The organism is Streptomyces sp. NPDC019937 (assembly GCF_040631655.1).
In the GTDB taxonomy this organism is placed as follows: Bacteria; Actinomycetota; Actinomycetes; order Streptomycetales; family Streptomycetaceae; genus Streptomyces.
On sequence record NZ_JBEYAL010000024.1, the window covers coordinates 1 to 25,049 of the forward strand.

Below are 25,049 nucleotides of genomic sequence, written 5' to 3' on the forward strand. Positions count from 1 at the left end.
AGCGCGGGGCCGCGAGGTGCCGCCCGCCGCGGCAGCGGCTGATGTCACAGCGGCGTCGGGAGCCCGGCATGATCCACACGACACCCCCTAGTCCGCCAGGCCGGCCAGGTCGCGGATGCGGCGGGCCTGGGCGGCGCGCTCGGCGGCGCGCTGCTCGTCGTACGTACGGTCCGCGGCGCCCCGCAGCAGCGCCTTGGTCTCGACCACCGCGTCCCGGGGGGCGGCGAGCAGGGCCGCGGCCAGGTCCTGGACCGCGCCGTCCAGCTCGGCGGCGGGCACCACGAGGTTGGCGAGGCCGGTGCGCTCGGCCTCCTCGGCGTGGACGAAGCGCCCGGTCGCGCAGATCTCCAGCGCCCGGGCGTACCCCACGAGCCCGACCAGCGGATGGGTGCCGGTCAGGTCGGGCACCAGCCCGAGGCTGGTCTCGCGCATCGCGAACTGCGCGTCCTCCGCGCACACGCGCAGGTCGCAGGCGAGGGCGAGCTGGAAGCCGGCGCCGATGGCATGGCCGTGCACCGCGGCGATGGACACGATGTCGTTGCGCCGCCACCAGGTGAACGCGTCCTGGTAGGCGGCGATGATCGCGTCCAGCTCGGGGTCCGGGCGGCGGGCCATGTCCGGGAAGGACGGCTCACCCTCGAATCCCTCAGGGGTGAACGCCTGCCGGTCGAGACCTGCCGAGAAGGACACGCCTTCGGCGCGCAGCACGACGATCCGCACGCTGCCGGGCAGCAGAGACCCCGCCTCCGCCAGCGCCCGCCACAACGCGGGCGACTGGGCGTTGCGCTTGGCCGGGTTGGTCAGGGTCACCGTGGCGATCGCGTCATCGACGGTGAGCGATACGCCGTCCTTGTCGAGCAGGGTCACAGGAAGCCTCCGGTCGGCCGCAGTCAGTACAAGTGACTGCACAGTAACCACCCGGTCGAACGGACGATCAACCGGGTGGCACTGTCCACACCTGCTGCCGGCGACGAACCACTGACGCGAGACGCGCGATCAGGCCGATGCGGCCTTCTTGCCTCGCGTCGCGCCACCGCGACCACGTAGGGACACTCCTGATTCGCTGAGCATCCGGTGGACGAATCCGTAGGAACGGCCGGTCTCCTCGGCCAGCGCCCGGATGCTCGCACCGGAGTCGTACTTCTTCTTCAGGTCTGCCGCGAGCTTTTCGCGCGCGGCGCCGGTCACCCGGCTGCCCTTCTTCAGAGTCTCGGCCACCCGTGCCTCCTCATGGGAAGTGCGCTCTGGACTCTCATGATCACCCCTACGCGGCTTCCTGGCCACCCATTCGGCAAGACCTGTGGAGGAAGGATTACGGGAAATGACGCCATCCGAGCCTTCGGAATTCAGGATTCCGGCGGCTTACGCCCTGCCACTCTTTCTTGATCCACGAAGAAACGGCAGGTCAGGGCCCATATGCCATAGGTTGGACGGAGAGCGACCGGCGCGCGGCACGTGCCGTGCGCCGGTCGTGGGCGGCGCGCCGCGATACCAGCCGTTCTCACTCAGATGACGGATCACACCTAGGCCGAATGATCTACGGGAAGTGGATCAGGCGGGAGGAAGCGGACCGGACGCCCCGAGCCTCGGTCAGGCCAGCGCGACCAGATCCGCGTAGTCCTCGCCCCACAGGTCCTCGATCCCGTCCGGCAGCAGGATGATCCGCTCCGGCTGGAGGGCGTCCACCGCGCCCTCGTCGTGGGTCACCAGCACCACGGCGCCGGTGAAGGTGCGCAGCGCGCCGAGGATCTCCTCGCGGCTGGCCGGGTCGAGGTTGTTGGTGGGCTCGTCGAGCAGCAGGACGTTGGCCGAGGAGACGACCAGGGTGGCCAGCGCCAGGCGGGTCTTCTCGCCGCCGGAGAGCACTCCGGCGGGCTTGTCGACGTCGTCGCCGGAGAACAGGAACGAGCCGAGCGTCTTGCGGATGTCGACCAGGTCGAGGTCGGGGGCGGAGGAGCGCATGTTCTCCAGGACGGTGCGGTCCGGGTCCAGCGTCTCGTGCTCCTGCGCGTAGTAGCCGAGCTTCAGCCCGTGGCCGGGCGTCACCTGGCCGGTGTCCGGCTTCTCGACCCCGGCCAGCAGCCGCAGCAGGGTGGTCTTGCCCGCGCCGTTGAGGCCCAGGATGACGACCCGGGAGCCCTTGTCGACGGCCAGGTCGACATCGGTGAAGATCTCCAGGGAGCCGTACGACTTGGACAGGCCCTCGGCGGTCAGCGGGGTCTTGCCGCACGGGGCCGGGTCCGGGAAGCGCAGCTTGGCGACCTTGTCGGACTGCCGCACCTCCTCCAGGCCGGACAGCAGCTTCTCGGCGCGGCGGGCCATGTTCTGCGCGGCGACCGTCTTGGTGGCCTTGGCACGCATCTTGTCGGCCTGGGAGTTGAGCGCGGCGGCCTTCTTCTCGGCGTTGGCGCGCTCGCGCTTGCGGCGCTTCTCGTCGGCCTCGCGCTGGGCCTGGTAGAGCTTCCAGCCCATGTTGTAGATGTCGATCTGCGAGCGGTTGGCGTCCAGGTAGAAGACCTTGTTGACGACCGTCTCGACGAGGTCGACGTCGTGGGAGATGACGATGAAGCCGCCGCTGTAGGTCTTCAGGTAGTCCCGCAGCCAGATGATGGAGTCGGCGTCGAGGTGGTTCGTCGGCTCGTCCAGCAGCAGGATGTCGGAGTCCGAGAACAGGATCCGGGCCAGCTCGACGCGGCGCCGCTGACCGCCGGAGAGGGTGTGCAGCGGCTGGCCCAGCACCCGGTCCGGCAGGCCCAGGCTGGCCGCGATGGTCGCGGCCTCCGCCTCGGCCGCGTAGCCGCCCTTGGTCAGGAACTCCGTCTCCAGGCGCTCGTACTTCTTCATCGCGCGCTCGCGGGTGGCGCCCTTGCCGTTGGCCATGCGGTCCTCGTTCTCGCGCATCTTGCGCAGCACGGAGTCGAGGTCGCGGGCGGAGAGGATGCGGTCGCGCGCGAGGACGTCGAGGTCGCCGGTGCGCGGGTCCTGCGGCAGATAGCCGACCTGGCCGGAGCGGGTGATGCTGCCCCCGGCCGGCATGCCCTCGCCCGCCAGGCACTTGGTGAGCGTGGTCTTCCCGGCGCCGTTGCGGCCGACCAGACCGATGCGGTCGCCCTTGGCGATGCGGAACGAGGCGGACTCGATCAGAACACGGGCGCCGGCACGCAGCTCGACGCCGGAGGCGGTGATCACGGGAATTACTCCTGGGCAGGGTGGACGACGGACGGGACGGACCAGCGGGCGGGGCCGACGCCGTCTAATGCACGAGGAGAATTGCCATGCGGCCAGTTTAGCGGTGCGGGCAACCGGTTTTTCCCCTGGGGTCCCGCGCTCCCCCGCCCCCGGCGGCCCCTCCCCCGCCTCCGGCGGGGCCCCTCAGACGCCGCCCGTGTGGACCTGGAAGGCCGCCCGGCGCACCGCCTTGGCGAGGGCCGGGTCGGGATGGGCGGCGGCCAGCGCCACCAGCACCTGCACCGTACGGGGGTGGCCGACGGCCCGTACCTCCTCCAGGAGCGCGGGCACGGTGCCCTGCACCGCCGACTCCAGGTGGCGCACCAGCAGCGGGCTCTCGCCGTGGTCGGAGATGGCCGCGGCGGTGTCCACCCACAGCCAGGTGGCCTCCTCGCGGGTGAGCACGTCCAGCGCGTCCTCGGGGTCGGCGCCCTCGTGCTCGGCGAGCCACAGCAGCGCGTACGGCCGCAGGCACGATTCGTCCACGACGGCCCGCACCGCGGGCTCGGCGGGCGCCCCGGCGACCCGCAGCGCCTCGAACACGAGCCCGCGCAGCAGCGCGTCGTCGCCGCGCGCGGCCTCCAGCAGTTCGGTGATGGCGCTGCCCACCGGGCGCGCGGCGAGCCAGGCCCGGTACTCGGCGCGGGCGGGCCCGGGGGTGAGCCCCGCGCAGCCGCGCAGCATGTCGGCGGCGGGGTGCTCGATGTTCCCGGCGGGGCTCTGGGCGGCCACGCAGATCTGTTCGAGCTTGACCCACACCGCCCAGTTGCCGAGCGCGGTGAGCACGGCGTCGCCTTCGAGGACGGTGAGCGCCCCGACCGAGGCGAGGGCGTCCAGGGCCCAGCCGAGCAGGCCCTCCAGCACCTCGTCGTCGTCCTCCGCGCCGTCCGGGCGCTCCCCGTGGGCGGCCGGGTCCTGGGGCGCGGCGGTCTCGGCGTCGCCCGCCGCGGCCACCCCGTACGGCACCTCGCAGCGCTCCGTGCGCAGCTCCGCGACCCGCTTGCGCAGCATGTCCAGCAGCGTGGAGATCTGCACCGGGCCCGCGGACAGCTGGAGCAGCGGGAGCAGCTGCGGTACGGCCTCGACCACCTCGGCGACGGCGGCGGGCTCGGCGGTCTCCGGCGCGGGGCTGGCCAGCGACCAGGCGTCGAGCAGCGCGACCCAGCCGCGCAGCACCGCGCTGTCGTCGCGGTCCCAGGCCTGGAGCCGCCAGCCGGGGCGGGCGGTGCCGCCGTGCAGATCGACGAGTCCGACGAGCCGGGCCCGGTCCCAGTCGGTGCGCACCTCCTCGGGGTCGCGCCCCAGCGCGGCGGCGGCCCGGGCGGCGGCCTCGTCGGAGAGGGCCCCGAGCGCGTCGTCCTCGGCCGCGGCCCAGCGCGCCACTTCCACGGCCCCCACCAGCCCGGCGCGGGCCTGCCGGGCCAGCTCCGAGCGGGGTGGTGTGCCCTCGGGCGGGCGTGGCGCCGGCCGGGAGCGGTTCGGCGCGGGCCGCGAGGCGGTGGCCATCGGCCGCTGGCGGACGAGTCGGAGCCGGGAGTCGCGCGGAGTACGGGACGTCACAGAAGCAGTCTCGCCGTTGACGGCCCGAAAGCCCAATCGGCACCCGTCCGGCGGTCGCCGCGGCCGGATTCCGGCTGCTGGCCGAAGCCCCCGGACGCCTTATATGAGGGGCGTGAGGAAGCGGCGCAGGACCTCCTCGTAGCCTTGGGGATCGGCGTTCCACATGGCGGCGTGCGGGGCGTGCCGGACCGGGTGAAGGGTGACCAGCTCGGGCCGGGCGTCGGCGAGTTCACGCGAGGCGCCCCAGGGCGCGAGAGTGTCGCCGGGGCCGTGCACGATGAGCGTGGGCACCCGCAGGCTCTCGGGGTCGGCCGCCTCCGCGAGCTTGCCGTCGTGCAGCCCGGTGCGCCCTTCCACGGCCCGGACGGCGAGCGGGAGCAGGGCGGCGGGGGTGCGGTGCGCCGCCGCGAGGGCGCGCACGGTGGCCCGCCAGTCGAGCACCGGGGAGTCCAGGACGATGCCGCTGAGCCGGTGCCGCAGCGCGGAGTTGGCGGCCGCGTGCAGGGCCATGGAGGCGCCGGTGGACCAGCCGTGCAGGACGATGCTCTCCGCCCCGTAGCGGACGGCGTAGCGGATGGCGGCGTCGAGATCGCGCCACTCCGTGTCGCCGAGGTGACCGATGCCGTCGGGCGGGCGCGGGGCGCCGGGGTCGCCGCGGTAGGCGAGGTCGAGCACCGGGATCCGCAGCCGGTTCAGCAGCGGCATGACGACCATGGGGTGTTCCCGGGTGGTGCCCAGGCCATGGGTGGTGATCACCCAGGTGGTGCGCTCGCCGGGCAGGAACCAGGCGGGCAGCGGGCCGAGTTCGCCGGGGATGTCGACATCGGCGTGCTCGATGCCGAGCGCGTCCTTCGGGTCGCCGGCGTGCACCTGCGGGGTGAGCCGGACCCGGGCGCCCGCGTCGGGGGCGCCGTGCGTCACCCGCTCCAGGCGGCGTACGACGCAGTCGGCGGGGTGCGGAACGTCCTCGTCCACCGGGCCGACGACGGCGTGGAGGTCCCGGCCGGCGAGACCGTAGGTGCCGGGGCGCAGCGAGGCGAGCGAACGGGTGAGGGTGATCCGCCCGTCCTCCACGGCGTGCACGGTGAGCGACGGCTCGTTCGGCAGCGGCCGGTCGGGGGCCGGTTTGAGCGCAGCGCCGGTGACGTACCGGCCCGCCGCCACCGCGGCCGCGCCGATACCGAGCAGAGTGGTGGCGCCGGCCACCGCCGTTGTCCGCACACGCATCCCTCCCAGTGTCGGTGGGTACCCACGCGGCGGCCAGCGGAACTGGTTACTTTGGCTGGCCGTAACCGCTGAGCTTGGCCGCGGCGCGGTCCAGCTCGGCGGGCGACAGGAGGGCGGGGCCGCGGCCGGGCACGGACGCGGCGGCCAGCCAGACCTGGCACATCCATTCGAGCTGGGCGGTGCGGTCGTATGCCTGGTCCAGCGTCGCCCCGTGGACGACGGTGCCGTGGTTGCGCAGCAGACAGCCGGAGCGGCCGCGCAGCGCGTGCAACATGTTTTCGGCCAATTCATCGGTGCCGTAGAGCGCGTAGCCGGCGACCCGGACCGGACCGCCGAGGGCGGCGGTCATGTAGTGGATCGCGGGGAGTTCGTCGACCAGCGTGGAGACGGCGGTGGCGTGAACGGCGTGGGTGTGGACGATGGCCCCGGCGTCTTCCGTGTGACGGTAGACGGCGAGGTGCATGGGCAGCTCACTGGTGGGCGCGAGCGTGCCCAGCACCTGTCGGCCGTCGAGGTCGACGCCGACCACGTCGCGGGGGCCGAGCCGGTCGTACGGGACGCCGCTCGGGGTCACCAGGACGGTGTCGCCTACCCGGGCCGACACATTGCCCGAGGTGCCGACGACGAGCCCGTCGGCGGTGGTCCTGCGGGCCGTGCGCACCACATGCGTCCAGGCCTGCCGCAGGGGCTGGGTCAGCCTCGGCCGTGGCCGTCGTGCCGATCGCGGCTCCGTCACGGGCCCTCACCTCCGGGGCGCGATCCTTCCATACGGGCGCCGGCGCGTAAGGGGGGTCCGCGCGGTCCGGTCACACCGGGTCGATGTACGGCCGTCAAACTCCCTGTGACGAACGGGAATACGGTCGATTTCCAGCCGTTTTCAGGCTCCCGCGACCGCGTCACCGTGACGCCCGCCTCAGTTCATCTCCCGTTCACCCAGTTTCCCTACGTTCACCGTGCACTGACCGCCCTCCGAACTGATTGACCGGGTGTATGGAACACATCACGCTTCTCATCGGGATCGTGATCGTCACGGCCTTGGTGTTCGACTTCACCAACGGCTTCCACGACACGGCCAACGCCATGGCCACCACCATCTCCACCGGAGCACTCGGTCCTCGGGTCGCGGTGGCGATGTCGGCAGTCCTCAACCTCGTCGGCGCGTTCCTCTCCGTGGAGGTCGCCAAGACCATCTCCGGCGGAATCATCGACGAGGGCTCAGGAATCCGGCCCGAGGTGATCTTCGCGGGGCTGGTCGGCGCGATCCTCTGGAATCTGGTGACCTGGCTGGCCGGTCTTCCGTCCAGCTCCTCACACGCCCTCTTCGGCGGCCTCATCGGCGCCACCGTGGTCTCCGTCGGCATGGACGGGGTCAACGGCGACGCGGTCGTCATGAAGGTCCTCATCCCGGCCGTGGCCGCGCCGATCGTGGCGGGCATCGCCACGGTGGCCGCCACCCGGCTCACCTACCGGCTGGCGAACGACCGGGCCGCGGAGGACACCGCGAAGGGCTACCGCGCCGGGCAGATCGCCTCGGCCGCACTGGTCTCCCTGGCCCACGGCACCAACGACGCCCAGAAGACCATGGGCGTCATCACCCTCGCGCTGGTCACCGGCGGCGTCATCGCGCCCGACTCCGACCCGCCCATGTGGGTCATCGTCTCCGCCGGACTCGCGATCGCCCTCGGCACCTACCTGGGCGGCTGGCGCATCATCCGCACCATGGGCAAGGGCATCACCGACATCCAGCCGCCGCAGGGCTTCGCCGCCCAGACCGGCGCGGCGACCGTCATCCTGGCCTCCTCGCACATCGGCTTCGCGCTGTCCACCACACAGGTCTGCTCGGGTGCCGTCATGGGCGCGGGCGTCGGCCGCAAGGGCGGTGTGGTGCGCTGGTCGACCGCGGGCCGCATGGTCGTCGCCTGGGCGCTGACCCTCCCGGCCGCCGGCCTGGTGGCCGCCGGGGCGGCGCTCCTGGCCGGCCAGGGCAACGGGGGCATCGCGGCGGTCGCCGTCCTCGCGGTGATCGGCTGCGGCGTCATCTGGGTGCTCTCGCGCCGCAAGCCGGTGGACGCGAGCAACGTCAACGCGCCGGGGGCGGAGTCCGCCGAGCCGGTCGGTGTCGTCACCGCCGCCGTGCGGTCGGTGGCCCCGCCGCCCGCCGGAAAGACCCCGGCCACCGCGTCGGCCGCCGATGGCGCCGCCGGCACGGACACCCCGGACGCCCCGCACGCGGTGTCCGCCGCGCGCGCCTCGTCCGAATCCGCCCCCACCCCCGCCGCCGCGGGGACCCGTTCCTCCAGCTGACAGGGAGCACACACCATGCACATCGACTGGGCGGCCCTCGGCCAGGTCTTCGGCGTCAGCCTCGCGGTGACGGTCGGCGTCGTCGGGGTCTTCACCCTGGGCATCATCGGCACCTCCCGTACGGCGCGGCCGCAGCCCCAGACCACCGCGGGCGGCGCGTCCCCGGTCGCGCGCACCGGCGCGTACGCCTGTTTCGCGCTGTGCGCCGCGGTGGTGGCGTACGGCATCTATCTGATCGTGGCCTGAGGCCACGGAAACGGCCGCGGGGCGGTGGGTGCCGATGGGCGCCCACCGCCCCGCGGCCGTTCCCACCGGCTGTGGGCCTCGGCACACTGCGGCATCGCAGGTCACATGCCAGTTGACGGCCATTCGCGCCCCATGGTGGACTTCCCGAGCCAAACGGCGGCAGGAGAGGAAGCCGGTGAGAATCCGGCGCGGTCCCGCCACTGTCACCGGGGAGCGCTCTTTCCCTCACCGCAAGGGGTCACGGCCGTCCGTACGCGAGGAAGGCTGGAAGACCGGGAGAGCCGCGGATCCGGGAGCCAGGAGACTCTCACCGCCGGTCACGTCGAGCCAGGGCGCGGACCCTGAGTGAGGACATACCGTCATGCCCGGCACCGCCACGCCGTCAGCCCCACCTGTTCCCGTGCTCGGCGGCGGTTCCCGCCGCAGAGGCGTGACGGCGGCCTGAGGATGCGCGCGGACCACGCCTCGTACGCGTGCGGCGCCGCTCTCGGCTTCCTCGGCGACCTCGCCACGGGCGATCCGCGCCGCCGCCATCCGGTGGCCGCGTTCGGGCGCGCCGCCGCGGCCGTCGAGCGGCGGCTGTGGCGCGACCACCGCGGTTCCGGGGCCCTGCACACCGCGCTGTGCGCGGGCGGCGCGGCCGCCGGTGCCGCGCTGCTGGCCCGTACCGTACGCACCCTCGCGGGGCGCCGCCGGGCGGCCGACGCCGCGCTGACCGCCGCCGCCACCTGGGCCGTGCTGGGCGGCACCTCGCTGGTACGGGAGGCCAGGGCCATCGGTGACGCGCTGGCCGCAGGCGACGTCGGCGCCGCGCGGGAGCGGCTGCCGCATCTGTGCGGACGCGATCCGCAGGCGCTGGACGCACAGCAGATCGCGCGGGCGGTCGTCGAGTCGGTGGCCGAGAACACCTCGGACGCGGTGGTGGGCGCGCTGGTGTGGGGGGCCGTGGCCGGGGTGCCGGGGCTCGTCGGCTTCCGGGCCGTCAACACCCTGGACGCCATGGTGGGCCACAGGTCGGCCCGCTACCGCCGGTTCGGCTGGGCGGCGGCCCGGCTGGACGATGCCGCGGGCTGGCCCGGCGCCCGTCTCACCGCCGTCCTGGCCACCCTCGCCGGGCCCGACCCGCGCGGCGCGCGGCGCGCCTGGCGCCACGACGGCGGACGCCACCCGAGCCCCAACGCGGGCCCGGTGGAGGCGTCGTTCGCGGGCGCGCTGGGGGTGCGGCTGGGCGGCACGCTGGCGTACGGGGGCCGGGTCGAGCACCGCCCGGTGCTGAATCCGGGCGGCCGTCCCGTGGCGGTGGCCGACATTCCGCGGGCGATCCGCCTCTCCCGGCGGGTTGCGGCGCTCGCCCTGCTCGCCACTGTCGCGGGCCGTTGCGCAACAGGCAGGAAAGGGGTGACCCGATGACCTCGGGGGGCGGACTGCTCATCGCGGGGACGACCTCGGACGCCGGTAAGAGCGTCGTCACGGCGGGCATCTGCCGCTGGCTGGCGCGCAAGGGGCTCCGGGTCGCGCCGTTCAAGGCGCAGAACATGTCGCTCAACTCCTTCGTCACCCGGGACGGCGCCGAGATCGGGCGGGCCCAGGCCATGCAGGCCGCCGCCGCGCGCGTCGAACCGAGCGCCCTGATGAACCCGGTCCTGCTGAAGCCGGGCAGCGACCGCAGCAGCCAGGTGGTGCTGCTCGGCAAGCCGGTGGGCGAGATGAGCGCGCGGGGGTATTACGGGGGGTCTGGGCCCGCGGCGAAGCCGCTGTCGGGTGCGGTGTCCCCCGGGGAAAAGCTGCACAGTGAACGGCGCGAAGGGCTGCTGGACACCGTCACCGCATGCCTGAGCGAGCTGCGGCGCACCCATGACGCGGTGATCTGCGAGGGCGCGGGCAGCCCCGCCGAGATCAATCTGCGCCGTACCGACATCGTCAACCTGGGGCTCGCCCGGGCCTCCGGGCTGCCCGTCGTCGTGGTCGGGGACATCGACCGCGGCGGCGTCTTCGCGTCGTTCTTCGGCACGACCGCGCTGCTGTCCCGGGAGGACCAGCGCCATGTCGCCGCCTATGTGGTGAACAAGTTCCGCGGCGACGTGACCTTGCTGGAGCCCGGTCTGGACATGCTGCGCGACCTCACCGGCCGGCCGACCGTCGGGGTGCTGCCGTACGCGCACGGCCTCGGCATCGACGAGGAGGACGGGCTACGGGTCTCGCTGCGCGGCGCGGTGCGCGAGAGCGTCGTCGCGCCGCCGCACGGCGCGGACGTGCTGCGGGTCGCGGTGGCCGCCGTACCGCTGATGTCCAACTTCACCGACGTGGACGCGCTGGCCGCCGAGCCGGGCGTCGTCGTGCGCTTCGTGGACCGCCCGGAGGAGCTGGTCGACGCCGATCTGGTGGTGCTGCCCGGCACCCGGGGCACGGTGAAGGCGCTGGAGTGGCTGCGGACACGCGGTCTCGCCGACGCGATCGTGCGGCGGGCCGCCGAGGGTCGGCCGGTGCTCGGCATCTGCGGCGGCTTCCAGGCCCTCGGCCACGCGATCGAGGACGAGGTCGAGTCGAAGGCCGGAACGGTCGCGGGGCTCGGGCTGCTGCCCGTACGGGTCCGCTTCGCCACGGACAAGACCCTGGCCCGGCCGGTGGGCGAGGCGCTGGGCGAGCGGGTGGAGGGCTACGAGATCCACCACGGGGTGGCCGAACTGCTCGCCGGGGGCGACGAACCCTTCCTGGACGGCTGCCGGGTGGGCGCGGTGTGGGGCACGCACTGGCACGGCTCGCTGGAGAGCGACGGCTTCCGCCGTGCCTTCCTGCGGCGCGTCGCGGAGGCGGCGGGCCGGGCGTTCGTGCCCGCCCCCGACACCCGCTTCGGGGAGCTGCGCGAGGAGCAGCTGGACCGGCTGGGAGATCTGATCGAGGAGCACGCGGACACGGACGCGCTGCTGAGGCTCATCGAGGACGGCGTACCGGACGGGCTGCCCTTCGTGCCGCCCGGGGCGCCGGGAGGAACGGCTTGAGCACGAGACGCGAGCCCGCACGCACCGACCGCGCACGCACCGTAGGAGGTACCCGAGCATGACCACCGCTGCCTACCCGTTCACCGCGGTCGTCGGAATGGACGACATGCGGCTCGCCCTGCTCCTCAACGCCGTCTCGCCCGCCGTGGGCGGTGTGCTGGTGCGCGGCGAGAAGGGCACGGCCAAGTCGACGGCCGTGCGCGCCCTGTCCACGCTGCTGCCGCCGGTCGAGGTCGTCCCCGGGTGCCGCTTCTCGTGCGATCCGGCCGCGCCCGACCCGGGCTGCCCGGACGGGCCGCACGAGACGAGCCCGGGGGACGCGCGCCCCGCGCGGATGGTGGAGCTGCCGGTCGGCGCCTCCGAGGACCGCCTCGTGGGGTCGCTCGACATCGAACGGGCGCTGTCGGACGGGGTCAAGGCGTTCGAGCCGGGGCTGCTCGCGGACGCGCACCGCGGCGTGCTGTACGTCGACGAGGTCAACCTGCTGCACGACCACCTGATCGACCTGCTGCTCGACGCGGCGGCCATGGGCGCCTCCTATGTGGAGCGCGAGGGCGTCTCCGTACGGCACGCCGCGCGCTTCCTGCTGGTGGGCACCATGAACCCGGAAGAGGGCGAGCTGCGGCCGCAGCTGCTGGACCGCTTCGGGCTCACCGTCGAGGTCACCGCCTCGCGGGACACCGAGGAGCGGGTCGAGGTGGTGCGCCGGAGGCTGGCGTACGACGAGGACCCGGCCGGGTTCGCCGGGCGCTGGGCGCGCCAGGAGGGCGAACTGCGGGAGCGCATAGCGGCGGCCCGCGCCCTGCTGCCCTCCGTCCTGCTGGGCGACCGCGCGCTGCGGCAGATCGCGGCGGTGTGCGCGGCGTTCGAGGTGGACGGGATGCGCGCGGACATCGTGACGGCGCGTACGGCGACGGCGCTGGCCGCCTGGGCGGGCCGGACGGACGTGAGGACCGAGGACGTACGGCAGGCGGCGCTGCTGTCGCTTCCCCACCGGCGGCGGCGGGCGCCGTTCGACGCGCCGGGGCTGGACGAGGACAAGCTGGACGAGGTGCTGCGGCAGTTCGAGGACGACGAGCCGGACCCCGAACCGGACCACTCCGGTCCGGACGACGATCCCGATAACGGCCCCGACGACCCCGACGGGCCGGGCGGGCCCTCCGGGGGCTCCGGGGAGGGCCCCGACGGTCCCGGCGGCGGCCATCCGCAGGACGGCGGGCGGCAGCAGGCGCCGCCGCCCGGCGCGCCCGGGCCGTCCGGGCCCGAGCAGCGGTCGGCCGAACCCGAGGCGTCCGCCGACGCCGCGCCCGAGGAGCCGGAGCCCCGGGCGGAGGACGGCGGGGCCGGTGGCGGCGGCGCCGAGCGGGCGGCCGTGGGCGCCGGGGAGCCGTTCCGGACCCGGCGGCTGGACGTGCCCGGGCTCGGCGAAGGCGCGGCCGGGCGGCGGTCGCGGGCCCGCACCGCGCACGGCCGCACCGCCGGTGCGCGCCGCCCGAAGGGGACGCTGACCTCGCTTCACCTGGCGGCGACGGTACGGGCCGCCGCCCCGCATCAGCACGTCCGCGGGCGGCGCGGCCCGGGGCTGCTGGTGCGCCGGGACGATCTGCGGGAGGCGGTGCGCGAGGGCCGGGAGGGCAACCTCGTGCTGTTCGTCGTGGACGCGTCGGGCTCGATGGCCGCCCGCAAGCGCATGGGCGCGATCAAGGGCGCGGTGCTGTCGCTGCTGCTGGACGCCTACCAGCGGCGGGACAAGGTCGGTCTGATCACCTTCCGGGGGACGGACGCGGAGCTGGCGCTGCCGCCCACCTCGTCGGTGGACGCGGCCGCCGCCCGGCTGGAACAGCTGCCGACCGGCGGTCGCACCCCGCTCGCGGCGGGGCTGCTGAAGGCCCGCGAGGTGCTGCGGGTGGAGCGGCTGCGGGACCCCTCGCGCCGTCCGCTGCTGGTCGTGGTGACCGACGGGCGGGCCACCGAGTCCAAGAAGGCGGCCGGTTCCGGCGGGTCCACGCCGGTGGCCCGGGCGAGCCGCGCGGCGCGGCTGCTGGCGGGCGACGGGGTCGCCTCGGTGGTCGTCGACTGCGAGTCGGGGCCGGTGCGGCTGGGCCTGGCGGGGGCGCTCGCCCGCGATCTGCGGGGCACGCCGGTCACCCTGGACGAACTGCGCGCGGACAGCGTGACCGCGCTGGTCCGCGATGTACGGACGGTACAGAACACACGGAGGGCAGCCTGATGCCGCAAGGACAACCGACCGTCGTCCCCGACGACGGGCTGACCACCCGCCAGCGCCGCAACCGGCCGCTGGTGCTCGTGCACACGGGCGTGGGGAAGGGCAAGTCGACGGCCGCGTTCGGCCTGGCGCTGCGGGCGTGGAACCAAAGCTGGCCGATCGGTGTATTCCAATTTGTGAAGAGTGCGAAATGGCGGGTCGGCGAGGAGCGCGCGCTGCGCGTCCTGGGCGATTCGGGCGAAGGGGGGACCGTCGCATGGCACAAGATGGGCGAGGGCTGGTCGTGGGTCCAGCGCGACATGGCTTCCAGCGAGGAGGCCGCACGCGAGGGCTGGGAGCAGGTCAAGCGCGATCTCGCGGCGGAGACATACCGGCTGTACGTGCTGGACGAGTTCGCGTATCCCATGCACTGGGGCTGGGTGGATCCTGAGGAAGTGGTGGCGGTCCTGCGCGACCGGCCGGGCACGCAGCACGTCGTCATCACGGGGCGCAACGCACCGGCGCCGCTGGTGGACTTCGCCGATCTGGTCACCGACATGTCCAAGGTCAAGCACCCGATGGACGCCGGTCAGAAGGGCCAGCGGGGCATCGAGTGGTGAGAGTTCCCCGGCTGGTCGTCGCCGCGCCCGCCTCCGGCAGCGGCAAGACGACCGTCACCGCGGGGCTGATGGCGGCCTTCGCGGAGCGCGGCCTGGATGTGTCCCCGCACAAGGTGGGCCCGGACTACATCGATCCTGGCTATCACGCGCTGGCCGTCTCGCCCTCCGGCGGCGGCCTGGCGAGTGGCGGCCGCGTGCCTGGTGGCGGGGTTTCCGGCGGCGGGGCACCTGGTGGCGGGGCCGGGCGGCCGGGCCGGAATCTGGACGCCTATCTGTGCGGTCCGGACCGGATCGCCCCGCTGTTCCTGCACGGCGCGGCGGGCTGCGATCTGGCCCTGGTCGAGGGCGTGATGGGGCTGTTCGACGGGGCCGCCGGGCAGGGCGAGCTGGCGTCGACGGCGCAGGTGTCCAAGCTGCTGCGGGCGCCGGTGGTGCTGGTGGTGGACGCGTCCTCGCAGTCGCGTTCGGTGGCGGCGCTGGTGCACGGCTTCGCCTCCTGGGACCCGGAGGTGCGGGTCGCCGGGGTGATCCTCAACAAGGTCGCCTCGGACCGGCACGAGGCGATGCTGAGGGAGGCGCTGGAAGGCGCCGGAGTGCCGGTGTTCGGCGCGCTGCGCCGGATGCGCGAGATCGGCACGCCGAGCCGTCACCTCGGTCTGGTGCCGGTGGCCGAGCGGCGCGCGGAGGCGTCGGATTCGGTCGCGGCGCTCGCCGCGTGGGTGCGGGAGGGCTGCGATCTCGACGGGCTGATGGCGCTGGCTCGCAGCGCGCCTCCCCTGTCCGGGCCGGTATGGGATCCGGTGGCGGAGCTGGGCCCGGCGGCGCAGGCCGCCGCGGAGCGTCCGCTGCCGGAGGAGCGGCGGCCGGTGGTCGCCGTGGCGGGCGGGGCCGCGTTCACCTTCTCCTACGCGGAGCACACCGAGCTGCTCACCGCGGCGGGCGCCCGGGTCGTGCCGTTCGACCCGCTGCGGGACGAGCGCCTCCCCGAGGGAGCCGGCGGGCTGGTGATCGGTGGCGGCTTCCCGGAGGTGTACGCACCGGAGTTGTCCGCGAACGAGCCGCTGCGCGCCGAGGTCGCCAGGCTGGCGGCGACCGGCGCGCCCATCGCCGCCGAGTGCGCCGGGCTGCTGTATCTGGCGCGCTCGCTGGACGGCCGCCCGATGTGCGCAGTGGTGGACGCCGAGGCACATATGTCGGATCGGCTGACGCTGGGCTACCGTGAGGCCGTGGCCATTTCCGACACCTCCCTCGCCGCCGCGGGGACCCGGGTGCGCGGTCATGAGTTCCACCGCACCACTGTCGAGCCGGGCGCGGGGCAGACGCCCGCCTGGGGCCTCGTCCATCCGCGGCGCCGCGCCGAAGGGTTCGCCCCCGGCGCCGTGCATGCCTCGTATCTGCATGTGCACTGGGCGGCGGCGCCCGGAGTGGCGGCCCGGTTCGTGGCCGGATGTGTGCCCGCCGCCGGGTGACGGAGGCGGTGAGCTGAGGGTGGACCAGCCACGGAAGCCGGATCTGGTCGTCGGCGTCGGTGCGGGGCGAGGGGTGTCCGTGGACGAGGTGACCGGTCTGGTGGCGGCGGCCCTCGCCGGGGCGGGCCTCGCGCCCGGCCGCGTCGCGGAGTTGGCGACCGTCGAGGCCAAGACCGGTGAGCCGGGGCTGCTGGCCGCCGCCGAGCGGTTCGGGGTGCCGCTGCGTGGGTACGGAGCGCGGATGCTGGCCGCCGTCGAGGTAACGAATCCGTCCACGGCGGCGCTCACCGCTATGGGGACACCCAGTGTGGCCGAGGCGGCCGCGCTGCTGGCCGCCGGTCCGGGAGGCGAACTGCTCGTCGCCAAGCGGACGTCGGAGCCGGGCGCCGGCAGGCCGTCGAGGGCCACCTGTGCGATCGCCCGCCGTGGCCCGCGAAACGGCCGAAGACCTGCTGTGGCGTGTCCCGACGGCGCTCAGTAACGTCGCGGGGCGAGAGATGCCACTCGCTCCCGTGAGACCCGCTTCACCTGCACCAAGGAGACCTCGTGACGACCCCGCCCGCGCTGCTCATCGCAGGCATCGGCACCCGAGACGCAAGGCGCGCCGGCGCCTTCCAGGACTTCGTACGGGAGTTGGGCGCGCGCCACCCCGACCTGCCCGTGGCGGGCGGCCTCACCAGGCCGGACGCTCCCCCGCTGGCCGACGCGGTGGCCCGGCTCGTCGGAGAGGGGGTGACGCGCTTCGCCGTCGTGCCGCTCAGCCTGAGCCCGGTGGAGCATCCCAGAGAGGGCGTCGCCGCCGCGCTGGCCCAGGAGGCGGAGCGGCACGCGGACGCCTCGTTCGTCTTCGGCCGCCCGCTGGGCCCGGACCCCCGGCTGCTGCGGGTGCTGGAGCAGCGGCTGGACGAGGCGCTGGGCGGCGGGCGGCGCTCCCCCTCGGACCGGGCGCAGACGACGGTGCTGCTGGTGGGCGACGGGTCGCCGCTGCCGGAGGGCAACGCCGAGGTGCACCGGGCCGCCCGGCTGCTGTGGGAGGGCCGTGGTTTCGCGGGCGTCGAGACGGCCTTCGCCTCGCTCGCCGCGCCGGACGTGCCCTCGGGTCTGGACCGCTGTGTGCGGCTCGGGGCGCAGCGGATCGTCGTGCTGCCCTATTTCCTGTTCGGCGGGGACGCGCTGGAGCGGGTGCGGCAGCAGGCGGAGGGCTGGGCGCTCGCGCATCCGGAGGCCGAGGTGGTGTCCGCCGATGTCATGGGCCCGACCGTGGAGTTGGCGGAGCTGGTCATGGAGCGCTACGAGGAGGTGGCCGGGGTGACCGAGCGGGCGCGGCTCGACGACGAGGCGGCCCATGCCCACGCCCACCCGGACCTCCACGCCGATGTCCGCTGACATAACCGCCGGTGGTGCGGTCCCCGGGTTCGATCTGCGGCATCACGGGGACGCGGAGGTGCGGGGCGCCGAGGCCGGGCTGACGGACCTCGCGGTCAACGTCCGGGCCGGTACGCCGCCGCGTTGGCTCAAGGACCGTATCGCCGCGTCCCTCGACGGGCTGGCCGCCTACCCGGACGGGCGGGCGGCGCGCGCCGCGGTGGCCGCGTGCCATGGGGTGCCGGAGGGGCGGGTGCTGCTGACGGCGGGGGCCGCGGAGGCGTTCGTGCTGATCGCCCGCGCCCTTCCGGCGCGGCGCCCGGTGGTGGTGCATCCGCAGTTCACCGAGCCGGAGGCCGCGCTGCGGGACGCCGGGCATCCGGTGGAGCGGGTGCTGCTCGACGAGCGGGACGGCTTCCGGCTGGATGCGGCGGCGGTGCCGGACGACGCCGATCTGGTGGTCGTCGGCAACCCCACCAACCCCACCTCCGTGCTGCACCCGGCCGCCGCCCTCGCCGAACTGGCCCGGCCCGGGCGGACGCTGGTGGTGGACGAGGCGTTCATGGACGCCGTGCCGGGCGAGCCCGCGTCGCTCGCCTCCCGCACGGATGTGCCGGGGCTGGTCGTGCTGCGCAGCCTCACCAAGACGTGGGGTCTCGCGGGGCTGCGCATCGGATACGTCCTCGCGGACCCCGGGATCGTCGCCGAGTTGGAGCGGGTGCAGCCGCTGTGGCCGGTGTCCGCCCCCGCCCTGGCGGCGGCGGAGGCGTGCTGTGCGCCCGCCGCGCTGGCCGAGGCGGCGCGGGCCGCCGAGCGGACCGCCGCCGACCGCGCCTATCTGGCCGGCCGGCTGGGCGAGTTCGGCGAGGCCGGGCTGCGGGTGTGCGGCCCGGCGGCCGGTCCGTTCCTGCTGGTCCGGCTGCCGGACGCGGCGGCGATACGGGCCCGCCTGCGCGACCTCGGCTTCGCGGTGCGCCGCGGGGACACCTTCCCGGGGCTGGGCCCGGACTGGCTGCGGCTGGCGGTCCGCGACCGCGATACGACCGACCGCCTGGTCATCGCCCTGGCCAAGGCCCTGCGGGACGGCTGAGCCTCGCCACGGGTCCCGGAAGGCCCCTTGGGGGCCTGCCCGGGCGGGGTGAGCCGCGCCGGGCAGGCCCTGGCCGGTGCCGGGGGTCGGGGTGGGTCGACCTCCGGCACCGGCTGCTGGGTGGGGTGGTGCCTACGCATCACCGCGCGTTCCGGCGGCCCGCCGGCGGCGGGCCAGGATCACCGCGCCGCCACCGGCGGCGAGCAGCACGGCGCCGCCTGCCACCAGGTACGGGGTGGCCGAACTGCCGCCGGTCTCGGCGAGGTGCTCCGGCTTGGGCTCCGGCTTGGTCTGGTTGCCGACCTGCGGCTTCTCCTGCTTGGCCGGGGCGCCGGGCGCCTCACAGGTCGCGTGGGCCAGGGTGACCTGGCCCTCGACCTCGGAGACGTTGAGCTTGAGCGGGTTCACCGAGACCTTCAGCGCGAGCGCGGTGGCCGCCGCGGTGCGCGAGGTGGTCGCGGTGCGCGACAGATCCAGGCTCACCTGGCCGAGCGAGGGCACGTCCACCTTGGTGGAGCCGCCCGCGGTCAGGGTGACCTTCTTGCCGAGCACGCTGACCGTGCCCAGCACGTTGGAGTCGGCGGTCGGCTTCTTCCCGGCCGCGCACACGGCCTTCGAGGTGACCTGCTCGACCGTGATGAGCGGCACCGAGAGCAGCCCGGGCACGTTCACCTTGGCGTTGACGAGGTTGGAGTAGCCCTCGGACCGGGACGCGTCCGTGGCGGCGCGGGCCGTGGCCACGTCGGCGCGCAGCACGCTGAAGGGGCGGTCGCCGTTGACGCCCGCCACGGTCGCGCTGAGCGCGGTCTTGCTGGCGGTCCGGGGCGCCTGGACTTCGTTCAGCGAGGTCACCAGCGGTGCGGTGACGGTCTTGTTGAGGAGCGAGACGCTCAGGTCGGTACGGAGCACGGCCGCGCTCGCCTTGCCGGCGGTGTGGCCGGTCCGGGCCTGCGCCGTGGCCGCGGGCAGGACGCCCAGGACGGAGACGGCGCAGACGCCGGAGACCGCCACCAGACGGCGGGCGGGCATGCCGAAGAAGGTATTGCGTGAAAAGGACACGTGAGTTGACCCCCACAGGAGACATGGAGCCGCCGGCGCCTGCCGCGGGGGACTCCACGGGCGCCGACGGCCTCGACGACGCCATATTTGCGCACTGAGGGTAAACAGGCAGACACATGAAGTCCGTTCATCCCAAAGGGTGTTGTTCGCCGAAGCGTTCGACCGCCTCGTACGCCCAGGCCCCCTGGGTCCCGCTCAGAACACTCAGAACACCCGGCCCCGCAGCACCACCCGGCGCGGCGCCGTCAGCACCCGTACGTCGGCCCGCGGATCGGCGTCGTACACCACGAGGTCGGCGGGGGCGCCCTCGGTGATCCCCGGCCGTCCCAGCCAGGCCCGGGCGCCCCAGGTGGCCGCCGACAGCGCGTCCCGCACCGGGATGCCCGCCTTGACCAGCTCGGCGACCTCCTGGCCGACCAGCCCGTGCGCGAGCGAACCGCCCGCGTCGGTGCCGGTGTAGACGGGGATACCCGCGTCCCAGGCGGCGCGCACCGTGTCGTAGCGCCGCGCGTGCAGCCGCCGCATGTGGTCGGCCCAGCGCGGGAACTTGGCCTCGCCGCTGTCCGCGAGCGTCGGGAAGGTGGCGATGTTGACGAGGGTCGGGACGATGGCGACGCCCCGCTCGGCGAACAGCGGAATGGTGTCCTCGGTCAGCCCGGTCGCGTGCTCGACGCAGTCGATCCCGGCCTCGACCAGCGGGGCCAGGGTCTCTTCGGCGAAGCAGTGCGCCGTGACCCGCGCCCCGAGCCGGTGGGCCTCGGCGATGGCCGCCTCGACCGCTCCGCGCGGCCAGCAGGCGGCGAGGTCGCCGCTGTCCCGGTCGATCCAGTCGCCGACGAGCTTGACCCAGCCGTCGCCGCGGCGCGCCTCGGCCGCCACGTAGGCGACCAGGTCCTCCGGTTCGATCTCGTGCGCGTAGTTGCGGATGTAGCGCTTGGTGCGGGCGATGTGGCGGCCCGCCCGGATGATGCGGGGCAGGTCCTCGCGGTCGTCGACCCAGCGGGTGTCGGACGGCGATCCGGCGTCGCGCAGCAGCAGCGCCCCGGCGTCGCGTTCGGTGAGGGCCTGCTTCTCGCTCGTCGCGTCGTCCACCGCGCCGTGGGCGTCCAGGCCGACGTGGCAGTGGGCGTCGACGAGTCCGGGCAGGACCCAGCCGTCCAGCCTCGATACGTCCCGGGCCCCGGCCGGCCGGTCGAAGGTGATCTTTCCGTCGACCACCCACAGTTCGTCCCGGCCGCCCCCGGCGTCCCCGGCGTCCCCGTCCTCCGGGCCGACCAGGATCCGCCCCTTGATGTGCAGCACCGCGCTCTCCCTCATGTCACGCACTGTACGAGACGGCGCCGGGGTGCTGACCGGCCAATTCCCGGGAAGCGAGAGAGCTCCACTCGTACAACACGGGGAGCGCTGCTACGCTCACGCAACCCACCGGACGAGGGACAGTGAGGAGGCCCGCGTGAGCGCTCCTACCGATGGCCCGGCAGACGCGGCCGCCGACTTACCGTCAGCGGACTTACGGACAGCGGACTCGGGGACGGCGGACTTACGGGCGGCCGGGGTGCGGACGGCCGACGCCCAGGCGGAGTTCCGGGAGTTCTTCGAGCGCCACCATGCCGAGCTGGCCCGCCTCGCCCATCTGCTGCTGGGCAGTTCCGACGGGGCGGACGACCTGGCGGCCGACGCGCTGGTCGCGGTCTGGCACCGGTGGGACCGGGTGCGGGTCGCCGAGCATCCGGCCGCGTACGCCCGGGGCGTGGTGGCCAACCTGGCCCGGTCCCGGATCCGCAGCATGGTGCGCGAGCGGCGGCGGGTGGCGCTGTTCTCCTCGGAGCGCTCGGACCGGGTGGACGATCCGGATGTGTCCGCGATGGTGGACGTGCAGGCCGCGCTGGTGAGACTGCCGTTCCGGAAGCGGGCGTGCGTGGTGCTGCGGCACGCCTTCGACCTGTCGGAGCGGGACACCGCCCGCACCCTCGGCATCTCGGTGGGCACGGTCAAGAGCCAGACCTCCCGTGGCATCGCCGAGCTGGAGCGGCTGCTCGGCCCTCCGGACGACGGCCCCGAGCGCCCCGCGGCGGGGACGCGGGCGCAGGCCCAGCCGCCGGCGCCGTCGGCACAGGAGACGGTACGGGGGCTCCGCCCCGGCCGCGTGGGTCACGCCGGGCACCCAGGAGGGAACGGTTGATGATCGACCATCGCGACGACCGGCGCGATGTCGCCGCCGAACTGCGCGAGGCCGCCGAGGCGCACGAGCCGGACCGGGCCCGGATGCTGGCCCGGGTCACCGCGGGCATGGCGGCGGAGAAGCGGCGAGGTGTCCGGCGCGCCCCCGGTCGGCAGTGGGCCCGGGTGGTGGGCCCGGTGGCGGGCCTGGCCGCGGCGGTGGCCGCCGCCGGGATCGCGGTGGTGACCACCGACACCGCCGACGGGCCGCAGACGGTACGGACGTCGAGCGAACCGGCCGGGCCACCCGCGGACCGGGGCGGCGACACGACGAAGCGGCCGGGCGGCGGCGCGGAGGACGAGGCTGGTCGGCACACGCCGAGCGCCTTTCCCACGGCGGTCGGTCCAAACCATCTCGCCGATCCGGCGGTGCGCTCCCGGGGGGCGATCAACCCCCATTCCAACCCGTACTGGGCGCAGAGTGACATCACCCTCACGACGAGCAAGCCGCTGACGTCGCTGACGGTGGAGCTGCGGGTCGCGGAGAACGGCGGGGTGCGCACCACCGGCTCCTTCAGCACCGTGCATACGGGCGACCTGGCCACCTCGGTGCGCTCCGAGGACGGGGTGCTGGTCTACCGCTGGACGCTCCGGAAGGGGGCTACGGTACCGGCGGGCCGCTACGTCTTCGCGGGGCAGTACAACCACGCGGAGGGCAGCCGGGACGCCGGGCGGGACGGTTACTCCGCCACCGGCCATGGCCCGTCCGGGGCATTCGCCGTCCGCGGCGACTTTCGGCGGTAAGTTCCCGAAGCCCCGCCGGAATGAATTCGGGAAGGCCATAAGATAAATTCGGGGCGTTTTTCAAGCACCTCTTCCCATCTCGTCTTCCCCGGCTTCCGATCTCTAAACGCACTTTTTTTAGTGGCCCAGGACACGGTAATTCGGCGGCATCACGACCCCGTTACTCATATGTGACACACTCCACACCCGGTCCGTTTCACCCCACTAACTCCCCCTCAAATCACCGCTTTTCAGCGATCCGCCGCGCGCATGCGCGCCCTCGCGTGTTACCACATCGACCCCCCTCTACGTAACCCCTCTCCTCGATGCATTTTTAGATCGCGCTGGGTAAATTGAATTTGTATGACCGCCGCACAAGCAGACCGAGTAGGCGCCCGTAGCGAATTTGATTTGCCAGAGGGGCTGACCCTCGACACACCACGCGTCGAGGATGGAGCCGCGATCTGGCGAATCGCCCGCGACTCCAAGACTCTGGACCTCAACTCCTCCTACAGCTACCTCCTGTGGTGCCGCGACTTCGCGGCGACCTCCGTGGTGGCGCGCGACGCCGAAGGCGGACCGGTGGGCTTCATCACCGGCTACGTCCGCCCCGAGCTGCCCGAGACCCTGGTGGTCTGGCAGGTCGCCGTCGACCAGGCATGGCGCGGCCGCGGACTGGCCGCCACGCTGCTGGACGGGCTGACCGCCCGCGTCGCCGCGACGGGCATCCGGGGCATCGAGACCACGATCACCCCGGACAACACAGCGTCGAACCGGCTGTTCACGTCCTTCGCGGAGCGGCACGGGGCGCCCGTCGAGCGCGAGGTGCTCTTCGACGGCGGCCTGTTCCCCGACGGAGGACACGAGCCCGAGGTGCTCTACCGCATCGGCCCGCTCGCGGACCGTGGCTGAGCCCCGGATCCCCTGAGGTCATCCCCGATTCCTGCCCCCGACCCCCTGTATCCCCGAGGGCGCACGCCCTTCACCCCCTCACCCCTCGCACTCATCTCCCAGGAGAATGCTGTGACCATCACCCCGCCCGCCCTGAGCGTCTTCGAGGCCCTGGAGTCGGAGGTGCGCAGCTACTGCCGCGGTTGGCCTGCTGTCTTCGACCGCGCGCAGGGCAGCCACATGTACGACGAGGACGGCCACACCTACCTCGACTTCTTCGCCGGAGCCGGGTCGCTCAACTACGGCCACAACAACCCGGTCCTGAAACGGGCGCTGATCGACTACATCGAGCGTGACGGCGTCACGCACGGTCTGGACATGTCGACCACGGCCAAGCGCGCGTTCCTGGAGTCGTTCCAGAACAACATCCTGCGCCCGCGTGACCTGCCGTACAAGGTCATGTTCCCGGGCCCGACGGGCACCAACGCGGTCGAGGCCGCGCTGAAGCTGGCCCGTAAGGTCAAGGGGCGCGAGTCGATCGTCTCGTTCACCAACGCCTTCCACGGCATGTCGCTGGGCTCGCTCGCCGTCACCGGCAACGCCTTCAAGCGGGCCGGCGCGGGCATCCCGCTGGTCCACGGCACCCCGATGCCGTTCGACAACTACTTCGACGGCGCGGTCGAGGACTTCCTGTGGTTCGAGCGACTGCTCGAGGACCAGGGCTCCGGCCTCAACAAGCCCGCCGCCGTGATCGTCGAGACCGTGCAGGGCGAGGGCGGCATCAACGTCGCGCGCGCCGAGTGGCTGCGCGCCCTGGCCGAGCTGTGCGAGCGCCAGGACATGCTGCTGATCGTCGACGACATCCAGATGGGCTGCGGCCGCACCGGTGCCTTCTTCTCCTTCGAGGAGGCGGGCATCACCCCGGACATCGTCACGGTCTCCAAGTCGATCAGCGGTTACGGCCTGCCGCTGGCGCTCACCCTCTTCAAGCCGGAGCTGGACATCTGGGAGCCCGGCGAGCACAACGGCACGTTCCGCGGCAACAACCCCGCGTTCGTGACCGCCGCCGCGACCCTGGACACCTACTGGGCCGACGGCCAGATGGAGAAGCAGACGCTGGCCCGCGGCGAGCAGGTCGAGCAGGGCCTGCGCGCCATCTGCGAGGAGAACTCCGGCGTCTCCTTCCGCGGCCGCGGCCTGGTGTGGGGCATGGAGTTCGAGGACAAGCCGCGCGCCTCGGCCGTCTGCAAGCGCGCCTTCGAGCTGGGCCTGCTGGTCGAGACCTCCGGTCCGGAGAGCGAGGTCGTCAAGCTGCTGCCCGCGCTGACGATGACGCCCGAAGAGCTGGACGAGGGTCTGCGGATCCTCGCCCGGGCGGTTCGCGAAACCGCCTGAACACCCTCCGTAAAGCAATAACAGAAAGGCAGCGACTCACCGTGATCGTCCGATCCTTCAAGGACATCGAGGGCACCGAGAGGCATGTAAAGGCCAAATCGGGTACCTGGGAGAGCAAGCGCATCGTGCTCGCGCGGGAGAAGGTCGGCTTCTCCCTGCACGAGACCACGCTCTACGCGGGCACCGAGACGTCCATGTGGTACGCCAACCACATCGAAGCGGTCCTCTGCGTCGAGGGGGAGGCCGAGCTCACCAACGACGAGAACGGTGAGAAGCACACCATCACGCCCGGCACCATGTATCTGCTGGACGGACACGAGAAGCACACCATGCGCATCAAAAAGGACTTCCGGTGCGTTTGCGTTTTCAACCCGCCGATCACCGGACGGGAGGACCATGATGAGAACGGGGTTTACCCCCTGATCACCGAGACCGAGGAGGCATGAT

Annotated in this window: 22 protein-coding genes, 1 pseudogene and 1 riboswitch; of the genes and pseudogenes, 15 read left to right on the forward strand and 8 right to left on the reverse strand. The window is 73.5% G+C overall.

What is annotated here, in order from left to right; translation table 11 throughout:
• Positions 1-87: 87 nt before the first annotated feature.
• From ABZ562_RS23770 to ABZ562_RS23795, 6 genes are all read right to left on the reverse strand, one after another.
• Positions 88-894 carry an enoyl-CoA hydratase/isomerase family protein gene (locus ABZ562_RS23770; RefSeq protein WP_361483431.1) on the reverse strand — a complete coding sequence of 269 codons (807 nt, stop codon included), beginning with the start codon at positions 892-894 and terminating at the stop codon, positions 88-90.
• Between the two features lie 102 nt (positions 895-996).
• The gene (locus ABZ562_RS23775) at positions 997-1,218 is read right to left on the reverse strand and encodes a helix-turn-helix domain-containing protein (RefSeq protein WP_009718933.1); all 222 of its coding nucleotides are present in this window, start codon (positions 1,216-1,218) and stop codon (positions 997-999) included.
• 372 nt (positions 1,219-1,590) lie between these two features.
• Positions 1,591-3,189, reverse strand: coding sequence for an ABC-F family ATP-binding cassette domain-containing protein (locus ABZ562_RS23780; protein ID WP_361483101.1), 1,599 nt, complete (start codon positions 3,187-3,189; stop codon positions 1,591-1,593).
• A gap of 183 nt (positions 3,190-3,372) precedes the next feature.
• Positions 3,373-4,788: a hypothetical protein gene (locus ABZ562_RS23785; protein ID WP_361483104.1), complete on the reverse strand. Its 1,416-nt coding sequence runs from the start codon at positions 4,786-4,788 to the stop codon at positions 3,373-3,375.
• A gap of 99 nt (positions 4,789-4,887) precedes the next feature.
• Positions 4,888-6,015, reverse strand: a complete 1,128-nt coding sequence (locus ABZ562_RS23790) for a hypothetical protein (protein WP_361483107.1) — start codon at positions 6,013-6,015, stop codon at positions 4,888-4,890.
• A gap of 46 nt (positions 6,016-6,061) precedes the next feature.
• The gene (locus tag ABZ562_RS23795) at positions 6,062-6,751 is read right to left on the reverse strand and encodes a class II aldolase/adducin family protein (RefSeq protein WP_361483110.1); all 690 of its coding nucleotides are present in this window, start codon (positions 6,749-6,751) and stop codon (positions 6,062-6,064) included.
• Positions 6,752-7,005: 254 nt separating this feature from the next.
• Between ABZ562_RS23795 and ABZ562_RS23800 the strand changes: the two genes are divergently transcribed.
• The 10 genes and pseudogenes from ABZ562_RS23800 (at position 7,006) to cobC (ending at position 18,314) form a co-directional block, all read left to right on the forward strand.
• Positions 7,006-8,319: an inorganic phosphate transporter gene (locus ABZ562_RS23800; protein WP_361483113.1), complete on the forward strand. Its 1,314-nt coding sequence runs from the start codon at positions 7,006-7,008 to the stop codon at positions 8,317-8,319.
• Between the two features lie 15 nt (positions 8,320-8,334).
• Entirely contained in the window at positions 8,335-8,565 is a 231-nt protein-coding gene (locus ABZ562_RS23805) for a hypothetical protein (protein ID WP_361483116.1), read from the forward strand.
• 164 nt (positions 8,566-8,729) lie between these two features.
• A riboswitch (cobalamin riboswitch) is annotated at positions 8,730-8,872 on the forward strand.
• A gap of 140 nt (positions 8,873-9,012) precedes the next feature.
• Positions 9,013-9,975, forward strand: coding sequence for a cobalamin biosynthesis protein (locus ABZ562_RS23810; protein WP_361483119.1), 963 nt, complete (start codon positions 9,013-9,015; stop codon positions 9,973-9,975).
• Positions 9,972-11,564, forward strand: a complete 1,593-nt coding sequence (locus ABZ562_RS23815) for a cobyric acid synthase (protein ID WP_361483122.1) — start codon at positions 9,972-9,974, stop codon at positions 11,562-11,564. The genes ABZ562_RS23810 and ABZ562_RS23815 overlap by 4 nt, the downstream gene beginning before the upstream one ends.
• Before the next feature lie 58 nt (positions 11,565-11,622).
• Positions 11,623-13,794, forward strand: coding sequence for a putative cobaltochelatase (locus tag ABZ562_RS23820; RefSeq protein ID WP_361483125.1), 2,172 nt, complete (start codon positions 11,623-11,625; stop codon positions 13,792-13,794).
• On the forward strand, positions 13,794-14,390 hold the full coding sequence (gene cobO, locus ABZ562_RS23825; protein ID WP_361483128.1) for a cob(I)yrinic acid a,c-diamide adenosyltransferase: 597 nt from the start codon (positions 13,794-13,796) through the stop codon (positions 14,388-14,390). Before ABZ562_RS23820 ends, cobO begins: the two co-directional genes overlap by 1 nt.
• A complete protein-coding gene (locus tag ABZ562_RS23830; RefSeq protein ID WP_361483131.1) occupies positions 14,384-15,859 on the forward strand; it encodes a cobyrinate a,c-diamide synthase in 1,476 nt (491 codons plus the stop codon). The genes cobO and ABZ562_RS23830 overlap by 7 nt, the downstream gene beginning before the upstream one ends.
• 31 nt (positions 15,860-15,890) lie before the next feature.
• Positions 15,891-16,304: pseudogene (locus tag ABZ562_RS23835) on the forward strand (cobalamin biosynthesis protein); the annotation flags it as partial.
• 101 nt (positions 16,305-16,405) lie between these two features.
• On the forward strand, positions 16,406-17,245 hold the full coding sequence (locus ABZ562_RS23840) for a sirohydrochlorin chelatase (protein WP_361483134.1): 840 nt from the start codon (positions 16,406-16,408) through the stop codon (positions 17,243-17,245).
• Positions 17,235-18,314 carry an Rv2231c family pyridoxal phosphate-dependent protein CobC gene (gene cobC, locus ABZ562_RS23845; protein ID WP_361483137.1) on the forward strand — a complete coding sequence of 360 codons (1,080 nt, stop codon included), beginning with the start codon at positions 17,235-17,237 and terminating at the stop codon, positions 18,312-18,314. The genes ABZ562_RS23840 and cobC overlap by 11 nt, the downstream gene beginning before the upstream one ends.
• A gap of 132 nt (positions 18,315-18,446) precedes the next feature.
• Here the strand turns inward: cobC and ABZ562_RS23850 are convergent, their stop codons facing one another.
• Positions 18,447-19,343 (reverse strand): SCO1860 family LAETG-anchored protein, encoded by an 897-nt coding sequence (locus ABZ562_RS23850; RefSeq protein WP_361483140.1) that lies wholly within the window; start codon positions 19,341-19,343, stop codon positions 18,447-18,449.
• A gap of 234 nt (positions 19,344-19,577) precedes the next feature.
• The gene (locus ABZ562_RS23855) at positions 19,578-20,690 is read right to left on the reverse strand and encodes an amidohydrolase family protein (RefSeq protein ID WP_361483143.1); all 1,113 of its coding nucleotides are present in this window, start codon (positions 20,688-20,690) and stop codon (positions 19,578-19,580) included.
• 238 nt (positions 20,691-20,928) lie between these two features.
• On the opposite strand from ABZ562_RS23855, the gene ABZ562_RS23860 reads away from it, so the two are divergent.
• From ABZ562_RS23860 to ABZ562_RS23880, 5 genes are all read left to right on the forward strand, one after another.
• Complete coding sequence (locus tag ABZ562_RS23860) at positions 20,929-21,555, forward strand: SigE family RNA polymerase sigma factor (RefSeq protein ID WP_361483434.1); 627 nt, start codon at positions 20,929-20,931, stop codon at positions 21,553-21,555.
• Positions 21,555-22,337: a hypothetical protein gene (locus ABZ562_RS23865; protein ID WP_361483146.1), complete on the forward strand. Its 783-nt coding sequence runs from the start codon at positions 21,555-21,557 to the stop codon at positions 22,335-22,337. The genes ABZ562_RS23860 and ABZ562_RS23865 overlap by 1 nt, the downstream gene beginning before the upstream one ends.
• A gap of 342 nt (positions 22,338-22,679) precedes the next feature.
• Entirely contained in the window at positions 22,680-23,228 is a 549-nt protein-coding gene (ectA, locus tag ABZ562_RS23870; protein WP_361483148.1) for a diaminobutyrate acetyltransferase, read from the forward strand.
• 111 nt (positions 23,229-23,339) lie between these two features.
• A complete protein-coding gene (ectB, locus tag ABZ562_RS23875; protein WP_361483151.1) occupies positions 23,340-24,602 on the forward strand; it encodes a diaminobutyrate--2-oxoglutarate transaminase in 1,263 nt (420 codons plus the stop codon).
• A 41-nt stretch (positions 24,603-24,643) separates the two neighbouring features.
• Positions 24,644-25,048 carry an ectoine synthase gene (locus ABZ562_RS23880; RefSeq protein ID WP_055554132.1) on the forward strand — a complete coding sequence of 135 codons (405 nt, stop codon included), beginning with the start codon at positions 24,644-24,646 and terminating at the stop codon, positions 25,046-25,048.
• Position 25,049: the final 1 nt, after the last annotated feature.

Excerpts from the sequence above, each read along its gene's own strand:
- ABZ562_RS23790 (WP_361483107.1), bottom strand. The coding sequence starts at position 6,015 with ATGCGTGTGCGGACAACGGCGGTGGCCGGCGCCACCACTCTGCTCGGT.
- ABZ562_RS23800 (WP_361483113.1), top strand. The coding sequence starts at position 7,006 with ATGGAACACATCACGCTTCTCATCGGGATCGTGATCGTCACGGCCTTG.
- ABZ562_RS23805 (WP_361483116.1), top strand. The coding sequence starts at position 8,335 with ATGCACATCGACTGGGCGGCCCTCGGCCAGGTCTTCGGCGTCAGCCTC.
- ABZ562_RS23810 (WP_361483119.1), top strand. The coding sequence starts at position 9,013 with ATGCGCGCGGACCACGCCTCGTACGCGTGCGGCGCCGCTCTCGGCTTC.
- ABZ562_RS23815 (WP_361483122.1), top strand. The coding sequence starts at position 9,972 with ATGACCTCGGGGGGCGGACTGCTCATCGCGGGGACGACCTCGGACGCC.
- ABZ562_RS23820 (WP_361483125.1), top strand. The coding sequence starts at position 11,623 with ATGACCACCGCTGCCTACCCGTTCACCGCGGTCGTCGGAATGGACGAC.
- cobO (WP_361483128.1), top strand. The coding sequence starts at position 13,794 with ATGCCGCAAGGACAACCGACCGTCGTCCCCGACGACGGGCTGACCACC.
- cobC (WP_361483137.1), top strand. The coding sequence starts at position 17,235 with ATGTCCGCTGACATAACCGCCGGTGGTGCGGTCCCCGGGTTCGATCTG.
- ABZ562_RS23850 (WP_361483140.1), bottom strand. The coding sequence starts at position 19,343 with ATGCCCGCCCGCCGTCTGGTGGCGGTCTCCGGCGTCTGCGCCGTCTCC.
- ABZ562_RS23855 (WP_361483143.1), bottom strand. The coding sequence starts at position 20,690 with ATGAGGGAGAGCGCGGTGCTGCACATCAAGGGGCGGATCCTGGTCGGC.
- ABZ562_RS23865 (WP_361483146.1), top strand. The coding sequence starts at position 21,555 with ATGATCGACCATCGCGACGACCGGCGCGATGTCGCCGCCGAACTGCGC.
- ectA (WP_361483148.1), top strand. The coding sequence starts at position 22,680 with ATGACCGCCGCACAAGCAGACCGAGTAGGCGCCCGTAGCGAATTTGAT.